This is a genomic window from uncultured Microbulbifer sp. (assembly GCF_947489355.1).
Classification (GTDB): domain Bacteria; phylum Pseudomonadota; class Gammaproteobacteria; order Pseudomonadales; family Cellvibrionaceae; genus Microbulbifer.
Map to the genome: position 1 here is coordinate 1 of NZ_CANLDD010000025.1, position 19123 is coordinate 19123.

General features: G+C 61.4%; 3 protein-coding genes. 1 reads left to right on the forward strand and 2 read right to left on the reverse strand.

What is annotated here, in order from left to right; genetic code table 11:
• A partial coding sequence (locus tag Q1A48_RS11605) for a transposase (protein WP_299944898.1) occupies window positions 1–230 on the forward strand: 230 nt, incomplete at its 5' end.
• Window positions 231–803: 573 nt separating this feature from the next.
• Here the strand turns inward: Q1A48_RS11605 and Q1A48_RS11610 are convergent.
• Both Q1A48_RS11610 and Q1A48_RS11615 read right to left on the reverse strand, forming a co-directional pair.
• Window positions 804–5993: a flagellar motor protein MotB gene (locus Q1A48_RS11610; protein WP_299944900.1), complete on the reverse strand. Its 5190-nt coding sequence runs from the start codon at window positions 5991–5993 to the stop codon at window positions 804–806.
• Complete coding sequence (locus tag Q1A48_RS11615; protein WP_299944902.1) at window positions 5993–19048, reverse strand: isopeptide-forming domain-containing fimbrial protein; 13056 nt, start codon at window positions 19046–19048, stop codon at window positions 5993–5995. The genes Q1A48_RS11610 and Q1A48_RS11615 overlap by 1 nt, the downstream gene beginning before the upstream one ends.
• Window positions 19049–19123: the final 75 nt, after the last annotated feature.

Below are 19123 nucleotides of genomic sequence, written 5' to 3' on the forward strand. Positions count from 1 at the left end.
AGCGCCGCGGTGGCTCCGCCATTGACGAGCGCACCACTCGGCACAGCGGGTATCAAGCGAGCATGAAGGTACGCAAGCGAATTGAGGAGGGTTTCGGTTGGGGCAAAACCGTTGGCCTGATTCGCCAGGTAAAAGTCCGCGGGTTAGCGCGGGTCAGGGAGATATTTACCCTCACCTTTATCGGCTGGAATCTAACCCGAATAAGCAATTTACAAGGGGGATCCGCTTAATGGTCGGAGAAGCAGTAAAAATAGCGTTAAGGGGGCGTCTATTCAGTCAAATAGTGGATTAAAAACCCATCAAAATAGAAAAAAGCAACTTTTTCTCGAGTTTTTGAGCTTGCTAGCAAATGTATCCAAATAATACTCCCGAATTTCAACAGCCTGTTAGGTCTTAATTCTCTAAACTGCTCGAAGCCTATACACTCCACCTTCAAATTAAAACTGCAAGTTTATTGTGCAACGAACAAGTAAACCCACTGCCTCATAAATTGCTCGTTTAGTATTCTACATTCTCGCATCTTTCTCAGGCGAGTACTGAGTCGATTCATTTTCGCTTGTATTTCATAACCCACAATTTGATTAAATTCAGTCCCTTTGGAAAAGGATTGGCGGATAAAGACATTCATCATTTTATTACTAACAAGCTTGCATGAATCGTAAGAATCTGCGAAAAAGAAAACGGTATCCAACTTCCTTACTATCTTTATCAAGCTCAGAAAGTTCCAGACTGATATTGAAGGTGATGGTTATAACCTTTGCTTTCAACTGTTTCTTGCCGGTCGCAGCTGTAAGACACCACCATCACCACTTCCCGATCATATTCACAAACACCCCCTGGCTATCGTAATCCAGCTGGGTGAGGTCATCGGAGAAGTCGGTGAAGTTGTAGCCAACCCCCAGTTTCAATTGCTCCCCCAGGTGCCGGTACAAACAGACAAGGGCACCGCTTCGGCTGTCCTGGGCATCGGGCAGGTCCAGCAGGCGCCCCTCGATCAGTAGATCCCAGCGGTTCACGAAGTGCCAGTCGGCGCGCAGCACATAGAGACTGGCGCGGCTGTCGAAAAACTCCGGGTCCTGTCTGTCGAGACTGAGCTGGCCGAGACGGTAGGCGTACTTGGCCCCCAGGGTCCAGCGGCGGGTGAGGTCGTAGCTGGCATCCGCGGAGAAGATATGGCTTTTCTGGATGAACTCCGCGGAGGTGTTCTGCACCGTGACCTGGTCCCGGGTCGGCACATTATAGAAATAGGTGTATTTCAGCAGGGTGTTGAGGCGGTCGTGATGCACCGGGCGATAGGCGTAGCCCATTACGGCTTCGGTAAATTTGCCATCGTAGAATTCCCCCTGGGAACTGCGGCTGTCGGCGTAATTGAGTTTACCCACCAAGCGCCAGTCGGGGTTGAGCTGATAGCTGAGGGTATTTTTCAGTAACCAGGTGTCCCGCTCGGATTCCGTCACGGTGGTTTCATCCAGTGCGGTTTCCATGGCATCGGTGCGGTACTCGACTGCGGCGGCGAGGCGGATCGCCTCCAGGCTGTAGCCCATATTGAAACCCAGTGCATTGCGCTCGGTCTTGGCGCCGGTACGGGGATCTTCGAGGGTGCCCACCTCCAGGGTGGTGCCGTAGGTCCAGAGGTCGCTGGGGGCCAGGTCCACCCCCAGGGCGTGGGTCAGGCCGGTGGATACATCGCCGTGGCTGTAGCGCTCCTCGCCGTAAATACTGAGGCTGTCGGAGTAGCGGCTGCGGAGGCCGGTGCTCATATTGCCCTTGCGCGCCCGCACCCCGGTATCGCTGCGCTCGTTATCCAGGGTGTAATTCAGGTAGAGACTGGTCCTGTCGCTGACCAGAAAATCGGACCCCAGGCGCGCTGCCATGCCGGTATCGCCGCCGGAAATTTCACTATCCAGGGCCAGGCGTTCACTAACCCGGTAGGCGCCGCCGACGCCGACACGGTTGTTGTCTTCGCGACTGCCGGTCACTTCCAGGGTGTTTTGCACAAAGCCGAAAGCGCTCCAGTCTTCTCCGGAATCGTAACGCGCCTCCACCGCCATATCGGTGCGTTCCCCCTGGGTCTGGGTGGCGGGAACCACTGTGGAGAAATCTTCACGCTTGTCTGTGCGCACTCCGGAGCTGAGGCGCCAGCGATCATTGAGGCGGTAACCGAGCATCAGGTCCAGGGCATTGGTTTGCAACCCGAATTCCTCTTCCCTGCTGTCGGCCTTGAGGCCCATATCAAAGCGCTCACCCAGGGGCAGATTGACGCCGGCCCCATACTGCAGTGTATCGCCGCGCACAAACTGGCCGGGGCCGGAGAATCCGGCTTCGCGCTCCTGATGATAGAAGTTGGCCGAGCCGCGCAGCGTCTCGAAAAAGTCGCCCAGTTGCAGGCTGCCCTCCATCTTGGTCGCGCCTGCCCTGGCTTCGGGATCGAAGCTCTGTCCGTTATCAAAGCTGAAACCACCGTCCAGGGAACTGGTGCTGTCCAGGTTGCCCCCCGTGCTGTCCGCCACTCCGACTTTCAGCCAACTGCCGGCGCTCTTGCGCAGGGTGAGGTCAAGGCCCTGCAGGGTACTCTCGTTGCCCTCCTCGTCCTGCCGGGTGCCACTGATGCCCAGTCTTACATGATCGCCCAACCAATAGTGGGCACGGCCACCAAAGGCCAGGGTATCGATTTCCTCGAAACCGGGGGTGTATTCGTAACGGGCCACCAGATACTGGGGGTTGCCGTTATAGGAGCCGTTCTGAATCAGCAGGTTATCGTTGGCCAGGGCGGACAGGGGCTTGTTCAGCAGCACCCGCCCCTGGATATAGTCGATATCGTAATCAATCACCGGAGAGAGATTTTTCACCCCCAGCACCAGGTCGGAATCCTTGTCCCTCACTTCGACGCGCAGCCGCTCGGAGCCGCTTAGAATATCCTGGTGGCGGAGGAAATACAGGGAACCGCCGGTACCGCGATAGTCATCGCGACCTGCGATGGTGCCGGGCTCCGCGCCAAAGGCATCCACCTGGAAGCGCTTTTCCCCAAAGCTGGTCACACCATCGCTTTCAAAATGGCCGTTGGCACCATAGAGGGCGCGGTCTATTTGCGCCAGTTCGTTATCGGCATAGGTCGCCTTGAAGTTGCCCCACAGGCCGTAGTCATCGTAATTGGAAAGCTTCAGATAAAATTTGCCGGAGGTGGGCGCGTCCTCCACCACAGTGGCATCGTCGCCGAAGGTGGGATAGTAGAGGTCGCTGTCCAGGCGGCGAAACAGCGCATCGGGGGATTTTTCCATAAAGTTGGAAAACAGTTCGTCCACTGGCCCTTCTTCGGTGTCGGCGCTGGCGGCAAGGCGCCAGCCTTGGCCGAAACCGCCGCTGGTGTAAAACGCCAGGCGCCCGTCGTAGCTGACAGCATTGTCGTAGTGGGTTTCATCGCCGGTCACCAGTGCCGCCGGGCCATGGGTTTTGTCATAGCCGATGGTGAGGTCGGCGATCCCCACGCTAAACCAGTCATTGCGGGCAAATTCCAGGTCGCGCAAAAACAGTTCACCGTTGCCGCCCCCATCCAGGACCGCCACTTCCACTGTGTGGGTGCCCGGTGCGAAAATCTGCTCGGCGACAAACTGCCCCTGCTGATTGACCGGCACCGGGTTGCCTGCCAGCCATACGCTGTGTCCCGGTGGCACCTGGGCGCCGTTGACCAGCACGCTGTTGCCGTCCAGGGGGATGTTGCGCCGGGCCAGGCGGTTTTCGCCGTAGCCCACCAGCAGTTCCCGGGCAACATTCACTTCTTTGCTGGATGCTTCAATATTGTCCACCAGCCACAATGTCTGCTCGGCGGTTTCGTCGTAGCGGCCCTGTTGGTCGTATACCCGCAGCAGATAGTGCAGTTTTTTCAGCGGCGCCTGAAAGGCGCTGAATTCTGCCTGCCAGGCGCCCCGTCCATTGTGATCCAGAGGCACCACGGCAATAGGGGTATCGCGGGGGGACTGGTCCGCCTCGAACAGGCGCACCTCGGCCTGCTCAATAAAAGACGGATAATTGGTATAACTGCGAAAAAGAACCCGGTTATCCGCCATTTCGGTATCCGGGTCGTCCGCGTAGCGGATGCTGTTGGGCCAGGCGGTGACGTTCAGGCGCGGCTGCATGGTTTTGTTGTCGAAGCGGAACTGGATATTGGCATGGTCCAGGGCCACATCGGTACAGCGCTGCAGGTCGGCGGAATTTTTGTAGGGATCGAATTCCGGGCTGCCATCCACGGTGATGCGCATCAGGTTGAGCGCATAGGGATTGTTGGCCAGGGCCTCGCGCTTGATGCGCTCGATTTGCAGGCGATCGCTGTCGGCCAGCACGGCCAGCTCATCGTAGAGCACCTGCACTTCCACCCGCGCATCGTCCAGTTGCACAAAACCGTTGCGCACCACATCGTCGGACTGCACATAACCGCGCCCTTCGAATTCTACCTGGGCGTCGTCGAGCCCGAGCTGCTCCTGTACCTGCGCCATGGCGCGGCGGGCGCGGGCGCGGGACAGGCCGATATCATCGCCATAGACCATGGCTTCGCGGCGCTCCATGCGCTGGTTATCGCTGTAGCCGATAAAGCTCAGACGCACATTGGCTTTGCCGGCCACCTCGGCCATAACGCTGCGCATCCGCTGCAACTGGGTTGCGGCAAGCTCCGCGTCGCCATTGTGAAAGCGTATGGGCTGCAGCGGCCCCGAGGGGGACTCGTGGGCGATGGTGATGGTTTCCGCGGCCGCCGCCTCGGGGCAGGCCTGCACGCCGTCGGTCTGCATTTCCAGGGGGTCATCGTACCAGAATTCCACTGCCACGCGGCGGTTTAGGGCGCGCCCCTTGGGGGTGTCGTTGGCGGTGATGGGCTGGCTGGCGCCCTTGCCGCTGTAGGTGACGGCACTACCGGGCAACCCCAAACTATCGCGCACCGCCAGGGCCACCCGGCGGGCCTCCGCCAGTGACAGCGCCGCGGCGTCCCGGTAGCGCTGCGCAGGACCCTCCGGCAGTGGGGCCCCGTCCGTATGGCCGACAAAGTGCATCACCAGATTGTGCTTGTCCGCCAGATTGGCGCGCACCTCACGCAAGCGGCGCACAAAGCCGTCGGGCAGGTCCACCTGCCCCGGCGCCGGACGCAGGGGGGTGACCAGGTTTTTCATGCGCGCGCGCTGTTCGCTGCCGGCGGTGTAACTGAGTCTGCACACGGTTTCCTGGCGGCACACCTGGACGCGGTTCAGTGCCAGCGCCTGGGTGCGGGCGCGTTCGGCCATGGCCACCTCGTCCAGGGCGTCATAGGTGATCCGTACCTGCACGCGGCGGTTCAGTTGCCGCCCCGCAGTGGTGATATTGTCGGCCACCGGTTCCCCATCGCCGCGGCCCTCAACCGCAATCATCTCCCCGGGCAGTTCCAACGCCTGCTGGAAAAAGTCCGCCACAAAGCGGGCGCGGGCCAGGGTAAATGCCTCCTTACTGTCGTATTCCGCTAGCAGTGCCTGGTCCAGGGGATCGGCATCCGTGTGGCCGATAAAGTACAGCTTGAAATTGGGCTGTTGACCCAACTCCTGCAAATTTTCCCGCAGTGATTCCACCGCACCGGCGGCGACCCTATCGTCCACTCCGGTAAATGTCAGCGGCTGGATAACATCCTCCACCACGACCGGTTCCTCGGCTGCGATAAAGGCGCTGGCATCCTGTAGCCATTGATTCGCGGGGGCGCGCAGCAACATCCCTTCGGTGTTACTGCCGATGGCTTTTTCCTCGAATGCTGCCGGGGGCTCCTCCACCTCCGGTGCCAGGCCGGGAATTTTCTGCCACAGCTGCCACCAACTGGTTTCCGGCGCTTGCGCATCCGCGGCCTGGGCCTGTGCGGGCAGAACCAGGGCCAGGGCGATGGCCCTGACGAGACAGCGATGCCGGCAGCGAAAAGTGCGGGCGTAGTGTTTTAGGCTGCTGATTACCCGGAACCTCATGATTTTATCGCGCATTGCAGAGGACATCACTGCAATCCCCCCTTGCCGGGCGGCGCGCCGCGCCGCCAGAACACTTCGGTTTCAATAGTCAGTTCATAGTCCCCATGAGCGCGCGCCCAGGCATCGGCAATCTCCGCCTTGATGGCCTGAAGGCGCTCCTCCACCAGATCCGGCGCCTCATTTTCCGCCAGGTAGGACAGGCGCAATACCGAGGGGGCCTCGTTGAGTTTCTCCAGCAGCCGATCGATACGGGACCGCCACTGGGGGCGCAACCCGGTGCCTTCCGGCTCGAACACCGCCTCGGCCATATCCAAGCGCACCACCCGGTGCAAACTGGCGCCGAAATTAAACCTCACCATCTTGCCCCGGGTCGCCCGCATCACCCGTGGATTTTCCGTGGTGAGACGATAGCCACTGGGCAGGCTGCGGTCGTCGAGCTTGAGCACAAAATTGGAACCGCGCTCGGCATTCGGCACCACCGCACAGGTGATGTGGAAACGCCCATAGGCGTCGGCGGTGGCATTGAGACCGGTGGCGCTCACCACCCGCGCGCCGGCCAGGCCGCCCTCGCCGGCATCCTGGTAACCATTCCTGTTTTTATCGTCGAACACTTTGCCGATCACATCGGTGCAGTCGAAGGTGGGGTCCGGCACCACGCGCACCGTGGCGGAGGCCTCGCCGGAGGCAAGCTGCCCGGAGAGCTGGTTGAACAGGCGCGCGCGGTTGATATATTTGCCTTCCCCCACACCGGAGCCCACCACCAGCAGCAGTTTCAGTTCGCGGGTCTGCTCCGCTTCCACGCGCAGGTCCGGCCAGATCAGCTGCAGGCCGTTCATCACCGGCTCCACCGGCTCGCCGTCCAGGCGCGCCGAGCCGGCCACATACTTGAAGCCGGCGGGGAAGAAATCCACCAGCTGCAGGTCGGTGAGCGGTATCGACAGGGTGTTGCCGAAGGTAATGGTGTAGGGCACCAGCTGGCTGCGGGTCACGTTCAGCAGCGCGGCGGTTTTGGTAATGGAGAGTGCGCCCTCCAACTTCGGGTCCATGGGGATATGGTTGTTGAACAACTGGCTCTCCCCTGGAATCCGGTCGTCGTCCAGGGTCAGGCGCAGGTAGTAATCGGTGGCCGCATCCCGCGCTGCGATATCCAGGGGGGGCTGGGCCGCAGACAACTGTACTTCGCAGTGATCCACAGTGGCCGGTATCCGGTCGGCGCCGCTGCCGAGACAGGCGCCCGCGTCGAAGCCGGCGGTCTCGCCATGGGTCTGTGCCGGGATAATCAGGGATTCGCCGCCCACATAATTGTCATCGGCGACTTCCGCTTTAATCAGGTAATCCGCATTGGCCGGACAAGCGGCATCGGCGAAATTGATATCGAACTTGTAGTAGCCGCCCGCACGGGTCACCTGGCCCTGCTGTTTATCGTCGTCGAAACAGCGATCCGGCAGCGCCTGGCCGGAACTGGCGCGCAGCAGGGTCAGGGTGGCGCCGGCGATAGGCCGGCGCAGAACGGAGTTGTACACCACGCCATTGGGGGTAAGGGGCAGGTTGAGGTTTTGCGGGTTGGCGCCGGACGCTGCCACTATTTCGCTGATACGCTGCGGGCCATTGCTGAAGCCGGAGCTGGTATTGCCTAGGGAGGCGGTGTTCTCCCCGGCATCCGGGGCCCTGTAACGTATTTCGTAGCCGGGACCGCCGGCGCCGTTGGGCACCAGCCCCGGGAACTGGAAATAGCCCTTATCGTCGCTCTGCGCCGTCTCCAGCAGGGCGTCATTGAAATAGAGATCCACGCTCCAGTTCAACAGCAGGCGCTCGTGCGCATCCGCGCGCTGATTGAAGTTCACATCGTGCCACAGGTAGCCGGCCAGGTTGGCGATACCCGGCGTGCCGCCCACATCGATGGCGACACTGGCCCGGTTGCTGGAGGGGGGATTATTCCACTGCACCTCGGCGGTGTTGAGCACCCGGTAGCCGATGGCCAGGCTATCCGAGAGCCTGGCCTGAAAGCGCAGGCTGGCACTTTGGCCCGGGGGAAGGTCGCCATAAACCGTGGCGTAATCCGCACTGATCACCGTGCCACTCACACTGATGCCGTCAACCCGGCCGTTGAGCGTGGCGGAGTTTGCGATATAGCTGAGGACGCCGTCGCCGGCAGTGGCCAGGTCGTCGCTGATGTGCACCCGGGTCGCCGGCACAGCACCGATATTGGCGATGGTCACCCGGTATTCCAGGTCCGCGCCGGCCTCGGCGGCGCCACCGCCCACCACCGCCACTTCCTTGACGATGGACAGCAGCTGCGCATCGCCCACCACCACCTGGGTGGGTTGGGCACCGTTGGCGGGGTTGCCGTCCGCATCGGTGAGGGTCAAGGGCAGTTCCGCCGCGGTGACGCTGCCCTGATTGCTGATCACGGTACCGGTGGCGGTGCCGGTATTGACCGTCACCTCGAAGGTCACTGTGGCGGTGCGGGCAGAGGTGATCACGCCGCTGTCGGCGGCTGGCAGCGGCGGTGTCAGATCGTCGGAGGAAACCGGCAGGCCGGATTCCAGCGGTGCGCTGCCGTTATCGGCCACGGCGATGCCGTTGAGCCGGGTGCTGCCGGCCATATAAGTGGTGTTGGCCGGGACCTGGTCTGTGAGCGTCACCCCGGTGGCGTCGACGCCGCCCAGATTGCCAATGGCAATGGTGTAGCGCAGTACATCACCGGGGTCCACGATTCCGGGAGACAAATTGTCCACGGCGATGGCCACGGTTTTGTGGGCGACCAGCAATGGCACATCACCGACAATATCGATGGTGGGGTCGTTGGGCACAGTGGTGGCGGGGTCGTCGGAGGGCACTTCAGTGAAGGGACCACTGCCCGTACCTTCGCCATTCACAAAGCCCTGGTTGGCAATAATGGTGCCGTCCCTGACATCGTTGATGGTGACATCAAAGGTGACCACCACTGCCGTTGCACCACCGGCAACCGCGCCGATAAAACCGGCTGCCTCGCCGGCGGTGTTGATACCCATACCGGCTTCCAGCGGCGAGGCTCCGCTGACGTCCGTGAGCGCCGCACCATTCAGGGTGGTGGAGCCGGCGACATAGGTGGTATTGGCCGGCACCTGGTCACGCAGCGTCGCATTGACACTATGTTCGTCGCCGGTATTTTCCACCCGGAGGGTGTAGCGCAGGGTGTCCCCCACCATCAGCAGGTCCGCGTCGCCGGTCAAATCCGCCGAAGTTTTCTGCGCCAGCAGCAGTGGTCGGGACTCGATCACCACCCGGGTGGGGTCTTCATCCCCGGCCAGGTCGGGATCATCACTGCCGTTGATATTGGGATCGTCACTGTCGCGCAGCAACTGGCCGGGCAGCTGCACCCGGGCCTGGTTGAACACCTGGGTGCCACTGTCGATCACATCCGCCAGGGTTACCTGGTAGACCAGCTGGAGGCGATCACCGGCGCTGCCCGCCGCCGCCAGGTCCAGGCTGTTCACCTGCAGCAGGCCGCTGCCGTGGGTACCGCCGGCAGCATTGGTACCGCTGCTGTCACTGCCCGCCGGCGCGGAAACAAGCTGCAGTGAACCCGGCCGGAACAGGGGCAGGCGGTTGAGACGACCGAGATCATCGGTGATTGCAATACCACTGACCGCGACACCGCTGAGGTTGGTGAGGGTAAGGGTGTAGCGCAAAATCTCCGCGGGGCTGGCCAGACTGGCGGGATTTTCTGCGCGGGTAATATTTTCCACCGTTTTATGGAAAGTCACCCTGGGCACCGAGGCGCTGACGGTAAAGCGATCCTCATGGTCGAGAACACCGGGGGTGCCATCGGTGGGCGCCGGGCGGATGTACTGGCGCGCTTCCGGCATGGTGCTGTCCCAGCTGTGCCAGAGCGCCACGCCGGCAATATTGGTCAGGGTATCGCCATCGCGGGTATCCGCATCCAGATAGGCATCGTAGCGCAACAGCAGATGGTGATCCGCCGCCAGTATCGCCGCTGCACCCATGGCGGTGAAGCTGAGGGTACAACTGGCCGGATCGAAGGCGACGTTAAAATCGGTACCCGCGGTCAGTGTGGCAATTCCGTTGCCCGCGCCATCGGTAATCTGCGCGGCAAAGTTATCCGGTGGGGTCGCGCACAGGCCACCGGGCGTATTGTCCGGCAGCCTGTCGGTCACGCGCATATCCCAGGCGGGGCCTGTGCCGATATTGTGCAAGTCCAGGGTAAAGCGGCCGGGCAGGCCGGACTGTAGGCTCGCAGGTCCGGTTTTTGTGAGGGTAATCGCCGTGGGTTCCACCACTCCCATCGCCGGACTGGTATTGCCAGCACCGGTGCCCTGCCCCGCGGCCGGGTTGTCATTGTCGTAGTTGTAGCGGTAACTGGCGCTGTTGGTGAAGGTGAGGCCGTCCAGGTTGGGCGGATTGCTGTCGCGCAGGCGCAGGGTCACGTCGATTGCCACCTGTTCCCCCGCCGGCACATCGATACCGCTGCCGGTATCGGCAATCACCAGTGCCGTGGCCGATCCACTATTTTCCGGAGTGAATGTATTGCTACCGGAAACTTTTGTCGCGCTGACAAATTCCAGCGCCGCCGCAGAGGCACCCAGGTCCATCAGTACACTGACATCGTGCAGGGCAGTGGGCTGCGGGGTTTCCGGGATGGTGATGCGGTAATTGAACGGCTCGCCGATCGAGGCGCTGGACTGGGTGTTGGCAATCGACAGCGGCGCCGCATTGGGGGTATTGAACTGCACACTGACCGGCGCGGTGGGGCCATAGTCCTCGCGCATATCCGCGCTAACCGCGGTGGCGCCCAAGGAGGGCAGATTGTCATCGTCCAGGGAGTAATAGACTTCCACGTAAGCGGCGTTTTGCAAATTCAGGCCCGCGCCCAGGTTGGCATCCGCCTGCACCCGGTACACCATCTGCAACGCCTGGCCCGGTTGAATGGCGTAACCGGTGCCCGCGGAAAAATCCCATACCGCCGCGCCGGTGGCGCTGTCGAAAGTGGGGGCAATCATCGGCGCTGCGGCGCCATTGACCAGAATGGACTGCACATTGATACCGCTCTGGCGCAGACCGGCGGGGATGGTATCCCGGAACACCGGATCATAGGCCGGCGCCGAGCCGTTGTTGGTCAGGGTGATGGTGTAATCGACCATATCCCCCACGGCCAGGGTACTGCCATCCGCCGGGCTGGAACTGATACCCGCCACCAGTTCCGGCTGGCGCAAGTCCAGACTGTCGCTGTCACTGCGGGTCTCGGAGCCGGTGGCGGACTCGAAGCCAAACTGCACCTGATTGGTCAGGGCCGTATTGTCGGCCGGCCAAGGGTGCACATCCCGGTTCAACACCCGCGCACGGTAGCGCAGCACAAAGTCATCGTTGGCCGCATTGTTGTCACCGCGGTTGCGCAGGTCCGCAATGCTCCAGCGGAGGGTGGTGGGCCCGGTGGCGGGGTCACCGCTCTGAATGGGCTCGACGATATCGCCATGCACAAAGGGCGCTGTGGCGGCGAAGGGTGCTGTGGTCACGCCGTTAATGGCCAGGGTGCCTTCGAACACCATGCCCCGCGGCAGGGTATCGACAATGGTCGCCCTGGGCGCGCTGCCTTCTGGCAGCGACAGGCGCAGCTGGTATTCCACCAGGTCGCCTACGCGCAGCTGTGGATCGCCGCTGCCGTAACTGTCATCGATACGGGTTTTGTTGATTGTGCTGTTATTGGCGGCGGTGCGCTGTGCGGCAATATTTTCCAGCACATAGTCGTTCAGGCCACCGACACCGTCGGCGCCATTGCGCTCGTGGGGACTGCTGTTGTCCTCGTTGAGGCTGGTCCACTCGATCCGGCTTGCGGCGGACAGGGTCGCCGAAGCCAATACGTTGTCTTGCACCACCGCATCGAACACCAGCTGGCTGTTGCCGCCGGCGGCGATATCCAGGTCACTGTTGCCGCGGTTCCAGGCCAGTGTCTGTGCCGTGCTGATGCCATCCCCGCTCAGGGTGGGATCGGCCTGGGCGATGCCGGCAAAGACGGTACTGCCCGGCACAAAGGCCAGACCCAGGGACAGCTGTTCGCTGATCGACAGATCGTAGGCGGCGGAATTCTGCGTATCGGCGGCGGTGGTGATATCCAGGGTAAAGCGCAAAATATCGCCGGCATCCGGGTCGCTGCCGGGGTTGGTGCGATTGGCAACCGTTGCCGTTGCGGACAAATCCGGTTCCACAATGGTGAGGGTGGACGCCGTGGCGCTGCCACCGGCCTGTGGCGCCCCCCCTTTGCTGGCGGCATAGGTATAAACGGTCCGATTGTCGACACGGTGACCCGCCTGGGCGGTGGCGTTGTTGGCGACCCGTGTGCGCAGCTCGAAAATGGCCACTGTGCCGGCGGGAATCAGTTCCAGGCCGAGGGCGATACTGTTGCCGCTGCTGTTATCGCTATAGACAAGGCCGTTGATTTCCCGCACCTGCACCGGTGCCAGACCCGGGTCCAGCAGATCGGTAATTTCCACATCGTAGATGGCAGAGGTGGTGGCGCTGCCGGGTACCTGGATGCGGTACACCACCTCCTCCCCCACTGCTGCGGTAGCGGCAGTCTGCAAGGTTTTCTGCGGCGCGGTAACCGTAGTGGCCACAGTGCCCATGGGGTAAGGCGTACCGAGGGGAACCGGTGCATACCGCTCGCCAGTATTAGCCGGCAGTGACCAGAATTCGTCGACGGCAAAGGTGTTTATCCAGGTTTCACCACCGCCGATATCGGTGTAAAAACCGATCTCGTAATCAATATCCAGGCAGCTCCCCGGCTCGATGGGCACCTGGAAAGTGAAACGCATAGTGTCGCCGCGACTGGCCGGCGGGGTATAGGTATAGTCGCTGCCCTGGGTCAGCACAGTGCCGCCAGCAGTGACCTGCAGATTGGCGATGGCGCCTTCGTCCATCTGGGTGGCCAGGTCGTCGCTGAGAGACAGATCGTAGGCTGGCGCCAGTCCGGAATTACAGGCGTGCAGGGTAAACCGCATCAGGTCGTTGGCCGGGTCCACATTCAGGTGGGCGTTGGGCCAGGTGGCATCGGTTTTGGTCAGGCCGTCGATCAGCGGCTGCAATACAGTAATGGTGGCACTGTCCTGCAGAGTGGCGGCAGCGCCAGTGTAATTCAGCACGGCGGTATTGGTCAAAGTCGCGCTGGGCGCGACGATCCCCGCACCCGCCACCACTTTGGCGGTGTACTCGATCACAAAAGGGTTGCTATTGCCGAAATCGCTGCGGATATCTCCCAGGTTCCAGCTCACCGTGCCGGTAGTCCCCACGGTGGGAACCGCACTGGCGGAATAGGTAAAACCATTCAGGTTGGCATCAAAGGGGGCGCTGGTATCGCCATTGACACTGACAATGGCATCGAATGCCAGCCCCGCCGGCAGGGCATCGCTAATGGTGACCGCCGGTGTGGTGCCCGCCTGCAGATCCAGGCTCAGTCGATAGGTGGCCGTATCGCCGATCCGCAGCGTGCCCACCGGGGAAGCGGTATCGGAATCCGCGACCACCGTTTTCGCAATGCCGGTGTTGTCCACCGTATCGATACTGGCCTCCGCCGGGCCCACACAGTAATCGTCCGGTGCGGCAATGGCGGGGCAACCGGCGCCGTCGCGCTCGTAGGCCAGGTCGTTGATATGGCTGTTGTCCAGCGAGGTCCAGTCCAGCAGTACGCTGTTGCTGATGGGGGAGCCGAATACCCCAGCCACCTGGGTGCGATAGGTGACCACCAAAGTCTGGCCCAGGGGCAGGTCCAGGCTGTTGTCGCCATTGCCCCGGCCCCACACCAGGGGCCCGCTGGGGGCCCCCGCCGGCGTCGCCACAAAGCCGGCAACGGCGGTGCCGTCAATGCTTGCCGTGGGGGTAAAGCCGCTGTCATAACGCAGCTCTGGGGGCAGCGTATCCACCAGGTTGAGATCGAATGCCGCTGCGGTGGATGCGGGATCATGAGTAACGGTAATCACATATTCCAGCACATCGCCGCCCACCGGCAGATTGCCCGGGTTGGTGGCATTGCGCACGGTTTTACTCACCGTGAGCCGCGGCTCCACCACAATCACTGTCGCGGTGTCATCGTTGCGGTTTTCCGCCGTCCCGGTCTCGCCGTTGCGGTAACTCAACGCAGCGCTGTTCTGGCGCCTGTCGCCGTTATTGGTGGCCAGGTCATTGTCGACGCGGGCAAAATAGGTGATGCGGATCAGCGGCTGCAGTGCGTTGCCAGCGGTATCATTTTCACTGGCGGTATCGACAGTGCCAATGTTCCAGGTGGCATTGCCGGCGGTGTTATCTGCGGGGAAGCTGTTGAATGCCGCCTCGGCGGGCGCACTGCCATTGATGCTTTCGATACCCACAAACGCGTAGGTGATGTCGTAGTCGGCATTGTGACTGAGCACATAGCCTTCCGGGCTGCCCAGCTGGTCGGCAATGACCAGGTCCCGGCTGACGCCCTCCGGCAGACGGATTTCCAGCTGGAACTGTTTGTGCGCACCGATGGTGGGAATGACAGTGGGTTCGAGATCGGATTTGACCAGTTGCAGGGGCGGCACTTGGGTCTGGGCCCCGGCGGCGGTTTCATAATCGTTGATGGCATCGCCGGCGTTGGGCAATACACCGATGCGCATACCGTCGGCCGCACCGTCGGGGCCTATGCGATTGGTGCTGTTTAAAGCCACGTCCGTGCCCGGCAGGGACTGCCAGCGGGCCTGGAGGCTGTTGTCCAGAATCTCGTGGGGCTCTACGCCCTGCCCAACGCGGACATCGAAGGTAAAGGATCTGCTCTCGCCGATGGCGATGGTGTAATCCCCATGGCCGCGGTTCCAGCTGAAAATCGGGGCATTGGCCCCGAGGGTCGTGACATCCACATTCTGGGGCGGGTCGGCGCCGCCGATATTGCCCGCATAAATCAGCTTGGAGCCGGTGAGATCGTCCAGCACCTGCAGGTTATAGGCGGCCGCGGTGCCGGTATTTTCCGCTGTTACGGTGACAGTCAGGATATCGTCCGCATCGCTGTTGGCGACTGCAAATGCCTTGCTCAAGCGGATCTGCGGCTCCTGCACCCTGATCTCATGGGCATCGAAAGGCACCACCACGGTTGACCCCGCCTCGTCCACATAACGCAGCTGGGCAGTGGTGTAGCTGCCGCCGTTGCGCAGCAGGTCGCCGTCATTGGTATTGCTGCTGTTGTCGATGCGGGCGATAAATTCCACCGGGAAATCAAACAGGCTGCCAGTCACCATGGTGACTTCCTGATCGCCAAAGTCCCACGCCACATAGTCGGCGCTACCGGTATTGGTACAGGTCGCGCTCACAGTGCCACCGGGTACGAATCCCGCCGCATCATAGGGGGGCGCATCGAGATCGACCGTCTGCCCCTCGATACAGCGCATGCCCGCCGGCAGCTCATCGCGGATAACGAAATTGCGCAATTTGGCCGCGGGTATTTTTGCGGTGAGCCGGTAGCGGACTTCCTCACCCACCACGGCGGTATCACTGCCGCTGCCACTGCCGCTGCCACTGCCGCTGCCACTGGCAGTGCCATTGGACAATGCCACAGCCTGTTTCGGCTCCGCCTGCACCTGGATAATCTGCATCTGCGCGTTCGCATCCGCGGACCGGTAGTGGCGCGCGCGCCCGGCGGCGGGGGTGCCGTCACCAACTCCATCGTTATCCCCGTCACTGTCGATCTGCGGCGCGCTCTGGTTGCCGAAATCCCCCTGCAGGCTGTCGTAGCGGGCGAAGAAGCTGTTGTTAAAGGTCTGCAGTGGCGCTACGGAAGGATGGGGTTTCACCCGGTAGTAGAGGGTCACCGAGTCGCCGGGGTTGATGCGCTCCAGGGCGGAGGAGTGCTCATAGGTAAAGGTGACAATGGCCGGGGTGCCGCCATCGCTGCAATGGCTGGCGATGACATAGTCATTCGCGCCGGCGGCGGTGCCCACCAGGCCGTCATCGCCGGGGGCAGTTTCCGCAGCGCCGTCGCCGTCGTTGTCCAGGCCGTCGCTATCCAGCGGCTGCACACACATCTGCCCGCTGGCATCCAGGGTGTCGGTCACCACCAGGTCGTAGGCCGGTGCGCGGTTGACGCCACTGTCGGCGGCGCGATTGGTCAGGGTCAGGCGAAAGATATAGGTCTGGTCCCGGTGGCCCTCGTTGGTGAAGTCGACAAAATTGCTGCAGCTGATCCCTACACCGTAGAGGTTTTCGTTACAGACTTTTTTATCCACCGCGATGCGGGGCTCGGTAACGGTCACGGACTCCGACCACTCGCTGATATCCGGAAAGCCCGGCACTGTGGTGGGCACGCCGTCGATATTGGTCAGGATGCCGCTGGTGTTGTAATTGTCCACCACCAAAGTTTCGCTATCGAACACCGCGGTGAACCGGGCCCGCCCATAGTCGGTGCTGGGGTTGGCGTGCTGGTTGGGGTCCGTGTTCTCCCTGTCGACCGGATCATTGAGCAAACGGGTGGTCATGTCCGAGAGAAACCAGCGATCCCGCGCACTGATGCTGGCACTGATGTCCCAGAGCAGGTCCGTTTCGCTGAGGGGGATATTCAGGCCGCCGCTCTCGACGATATCGCTGCCGGGAATCACCACACAGTTGGCCTGGGAGACCGGGTGCGGCAGGGTGACGTCGGCACAGTTGAGCAGTCTATCGGCGATATAGCCCTGGCCGTCCGGCAGGTCGTCGCGCACATCGATATCGCGCACTTCGATCAGGGTAAATCCCGGCGTGTCAAAACCAAACCAGCCGCCGGCCTGGATTTCGAAGCGGCACTCCTCGCCGATCAGGGCACTGCTGTTGGGGAAACCGGCCTCGCCGGTCAACTCGTTGCAGGCGTCGGCGCGGTCTTTGCGCAGATTGAAGCCCATCACCCGCGCGCGCATACCGTCGAGGGTATAGTTGTTGGCCAGCTGTTTGTTGGGGGTTGTCTGCGCCAGGGTGGCCGGCTCGGGAAAGGTCAGCGGAGTGCCATCAGACAGCGCAATCTCCCCCACCACATCCGCGCGAAAAGTGAGATCGTCATCGGTGGCGGAGTGATTTTTTTCCACCTGGAATAAAATGCGCTCGGTGGTGCCCGGTTCGATCACACCGCCGAGGTTGCTACAGCGATACACGGTTGCGGAGGCGGGCAGGTAATCCGGCTGGTTCCACAACGGGTGTGCGGGCACTGTGCCGGGGTTTGGATTTCCCACAGCCGTACAGGCGCGGTTATTGGACAGCACCCGCATGGCCTCGCCAAAGGTGACATACACCGCGTAATTGTCCGCGTCGTGGCCACCGTTGTTGGTGACGTCCACGGTCAGTTCCGAAGTGCCGCTATCGCGCACGATATACAGAGGGTAAACGGTGCTGATATCCAGATCTTCCGGGTCCGGTGTGACCGGCTGGCGCTCGATCTGCGTGGGCGGATTGGTGCCGGGACAAAAATCCTCGTAATCGATGCTGAGCACATTGTCGGCCAGGCGCAGATTGCTGTTGGGGTCCAGGCCATTGGCCGCCGTTTCCTCCTCGACATCCAGGTCGGCGGTCTTGTCGTAAAAGTCCGGCTCGGTGGTGACGATGCGAAAACGGATCTGGATTTCATCTCCAAAGCGCATCATATTGCGCTGATCGGCATAGCGCGGGTGCACACTGCTGCTCAGCAGACGGAACTCCGGGCGATTGTTGTTGAGCGGGTTGGGGTCCCACTGATTCCAGTTACTGCCCACACGCCACTGCAGTGTGTCCGCCATGCCCGGGTAGTTTGTGCCGTAATTGGCCCCGTGGCCGTCAATACCCCGCCGCTGGCGGGTGATCCGCGGGGTATAGGTGGTGTCCACCACATACTCATCGGGCAGGTCGCTGACAAACTGGATATCCCTGACCGATCCCCGCGTCCGGTTGTTGAGGGTGATTGTGACAAACCCGGCGGCGCCCAGTGGTTGATTGAGGTTGGTACCGGTTATCGCCTGGGTAACAGCGAGATCCGTTGCCACCCGGGCAAACAGCGTCTCCGTATCGGCGCCCGGCGCACTTCCGGTGGCTGGAGAGGTGATACCGCCAACGCCGGTATCCGCATCAATTTCACAGCCCCACTGCAGATCCGAAACCCGATTGGTACCGTCGCTGCAGGAACTGTTCACCTTGCCCACCAGGTAGATGTCGCGACTGCCTCCCGCCGGCACATCGGTACGCCCGGGCCCACTGGCAAAGTTGCCGTTCAGTGAGAAATTATTGATGTTATTGCCCGCCGCTATGCAGCCGGTACCGCCGGGATCCGTGCCATTGTTATTGGCAACCTCAAGCGCGGCGGCGTTACTGGGGCAGGCATAGTTGATGTCCATATTCGGGTTGGTCATCAAATCATCGAAGCGCGCATCCTGCATAGCCGCGAGGCCACTGTTCGAGATGCGGATACGCCAGATAACATCATCATTGATATTGCCGTAGACGTTATTGGTGTAGTTGCTCTGGGCCGCATCCACATTCCGCCCGCGCTTGTCCATGGACGGCAGCGGCTCGCGGATAGCCAGCTCCAACCTGTCCGTATCCGTGGTGGTGGGATAGCTGCAGTAGTCGAAGGATGCACTGGCGTTCAAGGTGCGGTTGTTGACCACCAGCTCCTCCTCCCGGTTGACCCGGCTGCGCACACCGAAGGTGATGGTCATGGTGGTGTTTTCGTTACGCGCGGCCAGCGCGGACAGGTCCGTGCGATCCCAACGAATGGTAGTGTCGCTGATGGTGGGTTCGCCCAGCACCACCCCGGCACTCACGGAAGTGGAACCGGGAATATATTCCAGCTGCGAAGTACCCAGGTTTTCGCTGACGACGATGTTTTCAATATGCTGGATTCCCTGGCCGCCACTGCGGATAGATGGTACGCGGATTTCAAGGGTCACCTGACCATCGCCACACAGCACACACCAGCTGCTTGCATTGCGGTGATCCAGAATATTGAAGCTTGCCGGGTTATCGGAAAAAGTGGGGCAGTTGTGATCGGCCAGCGCCTGCGGCGTAAAAAAAACCGACCAAGCGCTCAGCAGCAAGCCGGCAAGCAAATGACTCCAGGATTTCCGCCCAATTACTTCTGACATCATCACCACTGATTCGCCGCCACTTTTCTATTTCAAAAAATCCCTGACCAAACCTGCAAGCATCACCACCAGAAA